The organism is Streptomyces sparsus (assembly GCF_054776295.1).
Genome location: NZ_BAAHCA010000027.1, coordinates 1 through 11,985, shown reverse-complemented (window position 1 = coordinate 11,985; position 11,985 = coordinate 1). Strand labels below are relative to the sequence as shown.

Genomic DNA, 11,985 nt, shown 5'->3' with positions numbered 1-11,985 from the left:
AACCACCACCAACCACATCCAGACACTTACCGTTGACCCCCCTCACCTCACCCGAGTGAGGACCGGGCTCCTCGCCCCCGCCCTGCTTGACACGGATGTCGCGGAAGGACACCTCGTCGCCGTCACCGTGGTTCTGGATTCCGACGTGGCCCTGGCGCAGGCTGCGCGCCGGGTCGGTGTTGGTGAAGTCGTTGATCTTCCGGCCGTTGAGGAAGATCTCCAGCCGTTCCCCGGTGACCCGGAGCTCGTAGGTGTTCCACTCCCCCGGCGGGTTGAGCGCGGCGTCCCGCGCGGCGATGTCGGCGGACTGGAAGCCGTAGACGGCTCCGGTGGTGCGGTCGGCCGAGTCGGTGGCGTCGATCTGGATCTCGTAGCCGTTGTCCACCGCGGACCACGGGTCGTCGGAGGCCGGGAACCCGACGAAGACCCCGGAGTTGTCGTCCCCGGCCGCCTTCCAGTCGAGCTTGAGGGAGTAGTCGCCCGTCAGCTCCTTTCCGGAGTACCAGAACATGCCCAGCCCGCCCCGGGACGTGAGCGTCCCGTCGGCGAGGGTGAACCCGCCCGGTCCGGCCTGTTCCCAGCCGGTGGTGGACGAGCCGTCGAACAGGGACGTGTAGCCGGTCTCCGGACGGCAGTCGGCCTCGGTCATTCCGGCGGCCCAGCGGATGCCGCCGAGCAGGTGCCGGCGGAAGTCGGGCTCGGTGTACGACTCGTCGGTGTGGCCGCCGCCGGTGTAGAAGGCGCGGCCACCCTGGTAGTCCTTGCACCAGGCGATCGGGTGGTCGCCGGACATGTTGCCGCCGGAGTAGCTGGACTCGTCGAGCGAGGCCAGGACGCGGGCGGTCGTGCGCGGGTTGCTGCGGTAGTTGTACCACTCGTCGGTGCGCTGCCAGGTGCTGTCCAGATGGGCGGTGGCGTCGTGCGCCCGGTCCTCCACCTTGACCGTGGCGGGCTGGATGGCCGGGTGCGAGTGGAAGAGGGCCCCGGCCAGGCCCTCGTAGAAGGGCCAGTCGTACTCGGTGTCGGCGGCGGCGTGGATGCCGACGTATCCGCCGCCGCCCTGTATGTAGTGCTCGAAGGCGGTCTGCTGGGCGGCGTTCAGCACGTCACCGGTGGTCGACAGGAAGACGACCGCCTTGTACTGGGCGAGGTTGCCCGTCGTGAACGTCTGCGCGTCCTCGGTGGCGTCGACGGTGAAGTCGTTCGCCGCGCCCAGTTCACGCAGGGCGGCGATGCCGTCGTCGATCGAGGAGTGCCGGAAGCCCGCCGTCTTGGAGAAGACGAGGACCTTGTACGCCGGGTCGGCCGCGGCGGACTTCTCCGCGGTGACGGGCGGGCTGCCGGATCCGGGCAGGGCCGCGGCGTTCGGGGCCAGGCAGAGCGCGGCGCCGGTCAACAGACCGAGGGTCGCTTTCAGGTAGGTGCGCATGTACGGTCGCCTCCTCACGGCAGTGTCCACTTCTGGTTGGGGCCGGTGTGGCAGGACCACAGGTGCACACGCGTTCCGTCGTTCCACGTGCCTCCCGACGCGTCCAGACACTTGCCCGACTGCGGATTACGCACCGTGCCGTCCGACTGGGCCGCCCACCTCTGCGCACCCGTCCCGTTGCACGTCCACAACTGCACCTTCGTACCGTCCGCACTCCCCCCACCCGAAACATCCAGACACTTGCCCAACGCCCGCAACGAACCGTCACCAGGCACAGACCACTCCTGCGCACCCGACCCGTTGCACGTCCAGACCTGCACCCCCGTACCGTCAGCCGAACCACCACCAACCACATCCAGACACTTACCGTTGACCCCCCTCACCTCACCCGAGCGGTCGCCGCCGCCCGAGGTGGTGAAGGAGAACTCGTCGACGTCGAACAGCGAACCGCTGCCGCCCTTGAAGACGAGGTGGAGGGATGTCGATCCGGCCGGCCCGCGCTCCAGCGGGGCGGTCACGTCCTCGAACGTCTCCCAGCCGCCGGTCACCGGCACGGTCGCCGTGCCGAGCAGCGTGCCGGTCGGGGACCCGGCGCGTACCTCGATGGTGCCGCCGGCGCCTGCGGAGGAGACCCGGGCGGTGAACGTCGTCACGTTGCCGAGGGCGTACGGCGTGAAGGAGATCCAGTCGCCGTCGTCGATGTGGCCGACGGTCTTTCCGCCACGCGCGGGCTCGTGGGTGACGGCCTGCACACCGGCGGAGTCACCGAAGTGCTCGGCCTGCCGGTGGGTGGGCTGGGTGATGTGCTGGTCGTGTGTGGTCAGTGCGGGCTGGCCGTTCGCGCCCTTGTCGGTGTACTCGGCGTCGATGACGCCGAAGATGTTCGCGTTGGGATCGTGCTCGCCGTCCGCCAGGGTCTGCAGCGTGCCGGTGCATCCGGTGGTCGAGGTCTGCGGGTGGCCGTGGCTGTCGTGTCCGACGATGAAGGTGACCTTCACCTTGGAGCAGTCGATCGTGCCGTCCTCGGGGTCGGTCACCGTCACCTCGAACGGGATCGCGTCACCGAAGTCGTGGATGCTTCCGTCCACGGGCAGGTCGAGCTTCACCGTCGGCGCGGTGTTCCCGACGGTGATCCGCACCGAGGCCGTCGCGGACTTGCCGGTCGTGTCCGTGACCTTCAGCGTGGCCGTGTACTGGCCGTTGGCGGTGTACGTGTGGGAGGGGTCGGCGGCGGTGGAGGTGGCGCCGTCACCGAAGTTCCAGGCGTAGCTGAGGTCGTCGCCGTCCGGGTCGGAGCTGCCGGCCGAGGAGAACGAGACGGCCAGGGGTGCCTTGCCCGAGGTGACGCCGGCCTTGGCCTGCGCGGTCGGTGCGCGACCACCCGTGACGTGCTCGATGCGGTACAGGGCGGAGTTCTCGTCGCCGCTGAAGTAGCCGGTGCCGTAGTCGAGGACGTACAGGGCACCGTCCGGGCCGAAGGCCATGTCCATCACCTGGGTGCCGCTCCAGGGGAAGGAGTTGATGGACTGCACCGTGCCGTCGCCGCCGGACTCGATGCGCTTGATCCAGCGGCGGCCGAACTCGCCGGCGAAGAAGTCCCCGTCGTACTCCTGCGGGAACTTCACCTCGGAGGTGGAGTCGGCGTCGTAGCGGTAGACCGGGCCGCCCATCGGGGACTCCGAGCCGTTGCCGAACTCCTCGACGGAGTCACCGTCGTAGGGGATCCAGGCGGGCTGGGCGGGAGGAAGGTCGGTGAGGCCGGTGTTGTTCGGTGAGGTGTTTTCGGGGGCGGCGCAGCTGAACGCGGAGCCCGAGGAGCCGGTGGCGAAGTTGTGGTCGACGTAGGCGTCGTTGTCACCATGGCAGTACGGCCAGCCGTAGTTGCCCGCCTTCGTGATCCGGTTGAACTCCACCTGCCCGGCGGGCCCCCGCGAGGGGCTGGAACTGCCGGCGTCGGGGCCGTAGTCACCGAGGTGGACGATGCCCGTGGCCTTGTCGACGCTCATACGGAAGGGGTTGCGGAACCCCATGGCGTAGATCTCGGGGCGGGTCTTCGCGGTGCCGGGCGGGAAGAGGTTGCCGCTCGGGACCGAGTACGAGCCGTCGGCGGCCACCTTGATGCGCAGCACCTTGCCCCGCAGGTCGTTGGTGTTGCCCGAGGAACGCTGGGCGTCGTAGGCGGGGTTGCGCGTGGCGCGTTCGTCGATGGGGGTGAACCCGTCGGAGGCGAACGGGTTGGTGTCGTCGCCCGTGGACAGGTACAGGTTCCCGTCCGCGTCGAAGTCGATGTCGCCGCCGACGTGGCAGCAGATGCCGCGGGAGGCCGGCACGTCCAGGATCTTCTTCTCGGCGGCGAGGTCCAGGGTGCCGTCGGTCTTCAGGACGAACCGGGAAAGCCGGTTGACCCCGTCGAAGGGGGCGAAGTCGGCGGCTGTGCCGTCGGCCGGTGCGTCACCGCCCGGGGTGCCGAGTTCGGGCGCGTAGTAGAGGTAGACGTGCCGGTTGGACGAGAAGTCGGGGTCCACCGCCACGCCTTGCAGTCCCTCTTCGTCGTGGCTGTAGACGTCCAGCTTGCCGGCGACCTTGGTGGTCCCGGCGGCGTTCGTCAGCCGGACGGTGCCGTCGCGCGAGGTGTGCAGGACCGAGCGGTCCGGCAGCACCGCGAGCGTCATCGGCTCACCCGTCTCGACCACGCCCTTGGCGAGCGTGACCTGCTGGAAATCCGGAGCTGCGGGCGCCTCGGCCCTGCCGCCCGGGTCCGCGGGCGCGGCGACGGCCGGGTGCACCGGCAGCAGACAGCCGAAGGCGCATGCCACGGCGGTCAGTAGGAGGCGGGTTCGGCTGTGCCTGAGCGGTCTCCTGCGCACAGAGGTCTCCCAAAATGGTGGGATGGTGGCAGGCCTCTCCGGACTGCCAATGGGGGGTTCACAGGCGCGCGCCGCCGCGCCGACCAGACCGGCCGGGGTGCTGTGACCGGTGCATTGCGAGGAAGTTAGCGGGCTTTGTTGAGTTCCGTAACCCATTTCGCACAAGATCCCGCAACTTTTCCCTCGGACGGGACAAACGCGGTGCTCGCAAGCTGGCGGGACGCACACCCCCGGCGGGGCAACGCCTCCGGGGCGCCGCGACGGCCGGTTGTACCGGCTGTTCGCCGACTCGGGGGTGTGCGCGGTCTTGTGGAGCGGGCGCCTCTTCCCTACTTTCCAGTACGTCCCTCTGGTTTCAGCTGCTTCGGAAGGATCCGCGTTTCCTCGGAGCCGCCGCACACCAACCCGTGCGTCTTGTCATGCCCCCATCATGCAGGAGGAACTCCCATGCCCTCTCCCGACGCCCCCGACGCCCCCGCACCCCGTCTTCCCCGGCCCCGGCGCGCCGGTCTCCGCCGCCTCTCCGCCGTGGCCGCCGTCCTCGCCCTCACCGCCGGTGGGACCGCCTCGGTGGCCACCGCCCAGCCTGCCGCCGACCGGGCCTCCGCCGCCGAGCTGCGGGAGGTGATGTTCGTGGGCAACAACTGGGACGGCACCGCCGATGTCATCGAATCCACCGGTGACCTCGCGAAGATCGGCCGGATCAACGTCATCCCCGACAAGGCCGAGCGCATGGCGGAGATCAACGCCACCCCGATCAGGTGGATCGCCTTCATGACCATCCGCAACAGCGTCGGCGAAGGCCACGACCAGTTCGTGGACGACATGTACTCCACCCCGGACGGGCGGTCGATGGTCGTCTCCCGGCCGAGCTTCGCCGATGTGGTCTCGATCGACCTGGCCACCGGGGACATCAACTGGCGTTTCCCGGTGTCGGGTTTCCGCGCCGACCACATGGCCGTCTCCCCCGACGGCACCCGCGTCGCCGTCTCGGCCTCGACCTCGAACACCGTGCACGTACTGGACATCGACTCCGGCGAGCAGGTCGGTTCGTTCGGCACCGGCGACAAGCCGCACGAGAACATCTTCACCAGCGACGGCAAGTACATCTGGAACATGTCCATCGGTGAGGTCAACAACGCGCTGGACGCGCCCTGGCTGGACTGGACGAAGGGCGACCGCAGGATCACGGTGGTGGACGCGGAGACCTTCGAGCAGGTCGAGGTCATCGACATGCGGGACCGGTTGGACACGATCGGTCTCGACGACCACTCGGACGCCGTCCGTCCCGCGGTGTTCAGCCCAGACGAGTCGAAGCTGTACTTCCAGGTGTCGTTCTTCCACGGCTTCCTGGAGTACGACATCGCGACCGACAGGATCACCCGTGTGAAGACCCTGCCGCAGAACCCGGAAACCAGCACGGACCGCACCACCTGGGTCAACGACTCCCGGCACCACGGCATTTCGATGAAGCCGGACGGCAGCAAGCTGTGCGTCGCGGGCACGATGGACGACTACGCGACCGTGGTCGACCGCTCGACCCTCCAGGAGGGCCCGCTCGTCACCGCCATCAAGCCGTACTGGGCGACCGTCAGCGGCGACGGCGAGTCATGTGTGGTCTCGGAGGCCGGCGCCGACCGGGTCACGGCGATCGACTTCGCCACCGGGCAGAAGACCGCGTCGGTCCCGGTCGGCGACCACCCCCAGCGCGTGCGGCTCGCTCAGGTGCCCGCCGGCTGGACCGGTCCGTCCGCCTGACCGAACTCCGTCGCCGTCCACGACGACAGCTCCGTCCGCGCCGCGTCCAGCAGCGCCGCGGAGGGGGCTGTCGCGCCGTTGGTGACCAGGGCGTAGTGCAACGCGCCCGAGTCGGTGTCGGTGAGCAGGAGGCGACGGCTTCCGGTACCGCCCGGTTCACTCGCCGCCGCGATGGGTGTGGTCCTGGAGTACGCGGGTGGAGCCGCGGTGACGCCGAGGTCGGAGACCACGGTCGTCGACGAGGTCGGGAAGGACGCCGGTAGGTGCAGTTCGGTGGGTTCGGCGCTGCCGTCCGAGCGCCAGACCAGCAGGGAGTACTGGCCCGAGCCCACGAGTTGCCGGACGTTCGGCAGGGAACTCGGCACCGGGTTCCACGTCAGCGTCGTCGCCCCGTCCCGGGAGCGGTCCTCGTACGTGAACGCGAGGGTGGTGCCCGCGGTGGCGCTCGGATAGATCCGGTCCAGGAGCCGGGCGTCCTGGCGCAGCACGGGCGTGCCCGCGTCGTCGAGGCGTACGGCGGACAGGTCCTCGTCGTTCCAGGCGTCGCCCTCGGTCTGCACCTCGTCGGGGTTGTCGTTCCTCAGTTCGTGGTGCCGTCCGTTGTGGATGTCCCACTGCCACTGCTGGCCGGAGAGCACAGGACCGGACCGCGCCGGGTCGAACCACCAGTCGGCCCCCCGTACCCGGGAGTCCATGGCCTGGTACATCGCCTTGAGGACCGTGGGCGCCTTGTCGGAGACCGCGCCGGACAGCGGGTGCCCGAACTCGCTGATGACCGCGGTCGTGCCGGTGGCGGCGGCCCGGTCGCGGACCGTGCCGAAGTCGGTGACGTACTGGCCGTCCGCCGCCTTGCCCCACATGAAGATGCCCGAGATGGCCTTCTGGTCGTAGAAGTGCGTGTTGAAGACGTACCGCGGCCCGAGCGTGCCCGCGTCCAGGAATCCGCCCTCCTCCTTCTGGAAGTCGATGTTGGCGTTCCAGAACAGGTTCGGCTCGACGAAGGCGGGCTTGGCCTGCCAGCCCGCCGCGTCCATCCGGGCGCGGAACCGCTCGTAGAACGGCCACAGCACGTCCTTCTCCCAGGTGCGGCTGGTCTGCCCCGGGTCGTGCACTCCGGCATGCGGTTCGTTCCAGGGGTCGAAGCCGACGACGCCCGCGAACTGGGCGGCACTGAGGTGCTCCCGTACGTAGGTCATGGTCTTCTGCGCGGTGGCGAGGAAGGCGTCCTGGAGGCCGTACCTGTTGTGCCAGAAGTCGTACGTCGCCCGCTTCACGGCCTCGTTCTGGGTGATGTTCTGCCCCCAGAAGAGGCAGATCCCGCAGAACTCGTCCGGATAGTCGCCCACGTCCACCGCCCATCCGGGGGCACCGTCACCGGTGTACCAGCTGTCGGCGTCGAACAGCCAACGGGAGTAGAGGTCCTGGTGGAAGTCGGGGTAGACGCGGATCCCGGCGTCGAGGAAGGCGCCCATCTGCGCGGTCGCGGCGGCCAGGTAGGCGGTGTCCACCTGCCCGCGTGCCGGCTCCGCGTACGCCCAGTGGAGCAGGAACCGGACCGAGTTGCCGCCGCCGAGTGCCCGGAGCGCCCGTGCTGACTTGCGGGCGTCGGCGACCGAGGCGAAGGGCAGGCCGTTGTTCTCCTTGAGCTTGGCCGAGCCGGAGACGTTGTAGCCGCGCAGGACGACCTCGCGGCCGAGGCCGTCCTTGAAGCGGCCGTCCTCGACGGTGAGGGTGGCCGCGGCGGGGGCGTCGAACCAGAGCTCGTCGGGGAGAGCCTGAGCGGGTTGGACACCCGCCGTGCTCAGGTAGCCGGTGAGGAGTACGAGCACACCGAGCAGACGCGTTCGCAGTACGGGCACGACCGCCATTTTTGACATGTCCACCACCGTCCCAACGAGTCGGCCGGTCGTCAATGGCAGTTGACTGACTGGTAAGTTCCCTTAGGCGCAAGGGATTTGGGCTGCCGTCCGCCAACCTGATCTCCTGACCGGCCGCCCCTCCGGCCACTCGGCCGCCCGTCGGGCGAACGCAGGCGAAGTGCGCGGTCACCGCCGACCCGACCGGCGTTCCGCGAACCCACCGTCCGACAACCACCCGCCCTCGTAGCGGAGTCAGCCCCCGGAGTGGCGGCGTGCACCGGTCGACGGTGAGCCGGCGCGCACGTGCGCACGCACCCCTTGCAGGCCGAACAGGACGAGCAGCTCGACCGCGCCGCCGTCGGCGCTGCCCAGCCAGTGCGGCGTGGAGGTGTCGAACTCGGCGGCCTCACCGGGCCGCAAGGTCAGGTCGCGCTCACCGAGCACCAGCCGCAGACGGCCGTTGAGCACGTAGAGCCATTCGGAGCCCTCGTGTGTCTGCGGGGTCGGTTCGAGCGGTTCGGGCCGGCTTGGAATGATCATTTTGAAGGCCTGGGTGCCGCCCGGCCGCCGGGACAACGGCACGAAGGTCATTCCGAACCGCCGGATCGGCTTCAGGTGGATGCGAGGGTCGCCCGTGCGGGGAGCACCGACCAGGTCGTCCAACGGAACGTCGTAGATCCGGGCGAGTGGCAGCAGCAGTTCCAGCGTCGCCCGGCGCTGCCCGCTCTCCAGCCGGGACAGGGTGCTCTCGGAGACACCGGTCGCCGCCGCGAGATCGGCCAGCGTGATGCCGCGGTGCCGTCGCAGCGCACGCAGCCGTGGCCCCACCGCCTCAAGCACGTCCTCCGCTTCACCGCCCATGCGGTCAGGTTGCCACAACCGCAAGTTTTCGTGCCGAACCGGGGGCGTCCGGTGAGACTGCCTGCATCCCGACCGACAGAGGAGCTCCGATGCACACCACCGATGCGGCCACGTTCTGGGACGACGTCCACGCGGACCGGCCGGCGGCCACCGACCCGCGGCCGAACGCCCGTCTCGTCGAGACAGCCGAGGGCCTACGACCCGGCGACGCGTTGGATCTCGGCTGCGGCAACGGCGGGGACTCGCTGTGGCTGGCCCACCGGGAGTGGCGGGTCACCGCCGTCGACATCTCGTCCGTGGCGGTCGAGCGGCTCGCCGACCACGCCGGTTCGCGCTCCCTCAGCGACCTGGTCACCACCGAGCGGCACGACCTTCGTGAATCCTTCCCGAAGGGCCGGTTCGATCTGGTCTCCGCCCACTACCTCCACACGCCCTTCGACCTGGACAGGGCGGCCGTGCTGCGCGCGGCAGCGCACGCGCTGCGCCCGGGCGGCCGGCTGCTGGTGGTCGACCACGGCTCCACCGCCCCCTGGTCGTGGGACCAGAATCCCGCAGCCCACCACCCGACCCCGGGGGAGGTCGCAGCCGGCATCGACCTGGACCCGGCCGGGTGGACGGTCGAGCGGGCCGACGCCCCGCGCCGGATCGCGACCGGCCCGGGCGGGCGCACCGCCGAGGTCGTCGACCACGTCCTGCTCATCCGCCGCGCCACCTGATCCGGTGCGCGAGCGCCCACCCGACCGAGGAGGTCACCATGCCGGCCGTCTCCCGCCGCCCCCGCCCCGGCCGACGCGACGATGCCCCACCGCCCCGGACCGGAAGCAGCGAGGCCGAGACCCTGCGCGGGTTCCTCGACTACCTCCGGGGCTCGATCGCCGCAAAGGTCGGCAGCGCCCCCGAGCCGCACGTCCGCACCGCCGGCGTGCCGTCGGGCACGAACCTGCTCGGCCTGCTCCACCACCTCACCCACGTCGAGCGCTCGACGTTTCTCGGTGAGGAGGTCACCGACTGGCAGGCGACGTTCCACGCCGCGCCGCAGGACGGCGTCGCCGACGTCGTCGCCCGCTACCGGGAAGCCGTCGAGCGGGTGAACACGCTGCTCGACGGGTGCACCGACCTCGGCGCGCCACTCCCCCGGCCGCAGCCGGGCCGTCCCGCTCCCAGTGTCCGCTGGGCACTCACCCATCTGATCGAGGAGACCGGCCGTCACGCCGGCCACGCGGACATCCTCCGCGAACTGATCGACGGCGCCACCGGACGCTGATGTCGCCGCCCTGTCGAGACGGAAGGCGCCGGAGTTGCTCCCCCGGGCACCGCACCCGACGCGGGCGGGCGGTGACGGCTGCCGCGCTCGCCGCCCTCCCTCGGCGTCGGGTGCGGCGCCCGGCGGGTGTCAGGAAGCCGCCCAGCCTCCGTACCGGTTGCCGACCTCCGGGGCGATCTCCGGAGTGCGCAGCAGGCTGTGCGGCAGGTAGGCGGACCGGACGTGCAACTGCCAGCCGTGCACCCGGACGGCCAGCGCGGCGACCGCCAGCGCACCGAGCGGCAGCAGGCTCCGGGGGTCCGCGTCGGCTGCGGCGCCTTCGCGGTGCCGCACGAGCCGGTCGGCCAGAGCCTGCTCGAAGGCCGGCTGGTCGTCGTCCAGGAGGACGCGGAGCAGCTGCTGGTCGGGCGTCGGCGAGTCGACGGCGTCCAGGCGCTGCGCCGCCTCGCGCCGCTCGTCGGCGTCGGGTCTGCAGACGGTCTCCACGGGCCAGTCGCTGGGCAGGTGGCCGTGGGCGCGGGCCAGGTAGGTGCACAGTGCGTCCATCTCCGCCAGGTCCGCCGGCTCCGAAACCGAATCCAGCGGTGAGTGCGGCAGGCCGCTGCGGACGGCGGGCGCGTACTCCTCCCGGAGCATCAGGCCGATCGCCCGGTCCCATTCCCGCAGCACGCCGCTGACCAGGCAGAGCCGGAACGCTTCCACCCACGTCCACGCGGTCGGCGCCAGGTCCACCGCGTCCCGGAAGTCCACGTCGTTGCTGCTGAACCTCTCGTTGAACAGCGGGAAGGGCACGGCGAAGTCACCGCCGGGAGCGCAGCCGACGCTCAGCACGCCCAGCGCGCACTCCGCCGCGGTCCGCAGGGCGAGCCGCTCGGTGGCGCCTTCGAGCGCCGGGTCCTGCGTCGAGCGCGCGGCCACGTGGTCCACCAGGTCGGCGGCGGCGATCTGAAGCTCTTTCAGCCCCGCGTCTCCGTAGCGCAAGCCGTGCCAGCACTTGAACGTCCGTCCCTTGACGTCCGCCAGGGCGTCGGCGATCCGCTGCTCGCTGACGCTGTGGCGCGTCACTTCCTGCACGTCGGCGTCCTTTCTCGGTCCTCCCGGTGGGCGACGGCACACCGTTGGTGCGCAATGTTGTCATGCGCGCACTGACCGGCGCGGCCACCGTCGGCCCGTCGCCCGGCGGCCCGTCGCCGACGCGTCCCGGTCGCACGGCGACGTGACGCCTGCCGCTTCCCGCCTGTCCCGGTTCCGTAACAAGGCCCCGGCGCACGGCGGGACCGTCTGTACGTTGTCGCTCTCGCTGCGCGCTGGGAGCGCGCAGCCGAACGATGGGACTGACGTGACGCGTACCCACACCACTCTGGCGGCTGCTCTCGCCGCCGGATGTGCCACCGTCCTCATGGTGCCGACGCAGGCGCAGGCCGCCGAGTACTCCTCGGCGCTGAAGGTCCGCGGCGTGCAGTACGACGCGCCGGGCCGGGACTCCAACAGCTGCTCCAGCGGCAACACCCGCGACGAGTACCTGACGATCAAGAACTACTCGTCGTCGGCGACGGTCAACCTCAGGGGCTACGTCGTCAAGGACGCCGCCGGCAACCGCTTCGTCTTCACCCGCAGCCACTCCCTCCAGCCGGGTGACTACGTCAAGCTCCGCGGGGGCCGCGGCACCGACTCCGACAAGTACAACGTCGTCTACCGCAACAACTGCAACTTCATCTGGAACAACGACAAGGACACGGTCCTCCTCCACAAGCCCTCCGGCAGCCGCGCGGACGTCCACGCCTACACCAAGAGCGCCAACGACCGCGACGGAAACGGGTACATACGCTTCCACTGACCGCCTTCCCGGTCGGCGCCCGCCGGGGCGTGACCGAAGCGGACTCCGGTACGGCCGCGGAAGGGGCCCGTACCGGAGTCGGGGCGGCGCCCGGCCCGGTGGTCGGGTCG

At 70.4% G+C, this 11,985-nt stretch carries 9 protein-coding genes; 4 read left to right on the top strand and 5 right to left on the bottom strand.

Annotated features, from left to right (window positions below; translation table 11 throughout):
• Both ACYVE9_RS03870 and ACYVE9_RS03865 read right to left on the bottom strand, forming a co-directional pair.
• A partial coding sequence (locus ACYVE9_RS03870) for a ThuA domain-containing protein (RefSeq protein WP_461026264.1) occupies positions 1-1,429 on the bottom strand: 1,429 nt, incomplete at its 3' end.
• A gap of 14 nt (positions 1,430-1,443) precedes the next feature.
• On the bottom strand, positions 1,444-4,296 hold the full coding sequence (locus ACYVE9_RS03865; RefSeq protein WP_461026263.1) for a lectin: 2,853 nt from the start codon (positions 4,294-4,296) through the stop codon (positions 1,444-1,446).
• A 447-nt stretch (positions 4,297-4,743) separates the two neighbouring features.
• Between ACYVE9_RS03865 and ACYVE9_RS03860 the strand changes: the two genes are divergently transcribed.
• Positions 4,744-6,054, top strand: a complete 1,311-nt coding sequence (locus tag ACYVE9_RS03860; RefSeq protein ID WP_461026262.1) for a YncE family protein — start codon at positions 4,744-4,746, stop codon at positions 6,052-6,054.
• On the opposite strand, the gene ACYVE9_RS03855 is transcribed toward ACYVE9_RS03860, so the two are convergent.
• Complete coding sequence (locus ACYVE9_RS03855) at positions 6,018-7,931, bottom strand: endoglycosylceramidase (protein ID WP_461026261.1); 1,914 nt, start codon at positions 7,929-7,931, stop codon at positions 6,018-6,020. The genes ACYVE9_RS03860 and ACYVE9_RS03855 overlap by 37 nt on opposite strands.
• A 234-nt stretch (positions 7,932-8,165) precedes the next feature.
• On the bottom strand, positions 8,166-8,774 hold the full coding sequence (locus ACYVE9_RS03850) for a helix-turn-helix domain-containing protein (RefSeq protein ID WP_461026260.1): 609 nt from the start codon (positions 8,772-8,774) through the stop codon (positions 8,166-8,168).
• 89 nt (positions 8,775-8,863) lie between these two features.
• On the opposite strand from ACYVE9_RS03850, the gene ACYVE9_RS03845 reads away from it, so the two are divergent.
• Both ACYVE9_RS03845 and ACYVE9_RS03840 read left to right on the top strand, forming a co-directional pair.
• Positions 8,864-9,490 carry an SAM-dependent methyltransferase gene (locus ACYVE9_RS03845; protein ID WP_461026259.1) on the top strand — a complete coding sequence of 209 codons (627 nt, stop codon included), beginning with the start codon at positions 8,864-8,866 and terminating at the stop codon, positions 9,488-9,490.
• 38 nt (positions 9,491-9,528) lie between these two features.
• Positions 9,529-10,038 carry a DinB family protein gene (locus ACYVE9_RS03840; RefSeq protein ID WP_461026258.1) on the top strand — a complete coding sequence of 170 codons (510 nt, stop codon included), beginning with the start codon at positions 9,529-9,531 and terminating at the stop codon, positions 10,036-10,038.
• A gap of 129 nt (positions 10,039-10,167) precedes the next feature.
• Here ACYVE9_RS03840 and ACYVE9_RS03835 read toward each other — a convergent pair whose 3' ends face one another.
• On the bottom strand, positions 10,168-11,112 hold the full coding sequence (locus ACYVE9_RS03835; protein ID WP_461026257.1) for an immunity 49 family protein: 945 nt from the start codon (positions 11,110-11,112) through the stop codon (positions 10,168-10,170).
• A gap of 325 nt (positions 11,113-11,437) precedes the next feature.
• Between ACYVE9_RS03835 and ACYVE9_RS03830 the strand changes: the two genes are divergently transcribed.
• Complete coding sequence (locus tag ACYVE9_RS03830) at positions 11,438-11,875, top strand: lamin tail domain-containing protein (protein WP_461026269.1); 438 nt, start codon at positions 11,438-11,440, stop codon at positions 11,873-11,875.
• Positions 11,876-11,985 lie beyond the last annotated feature (110 nt).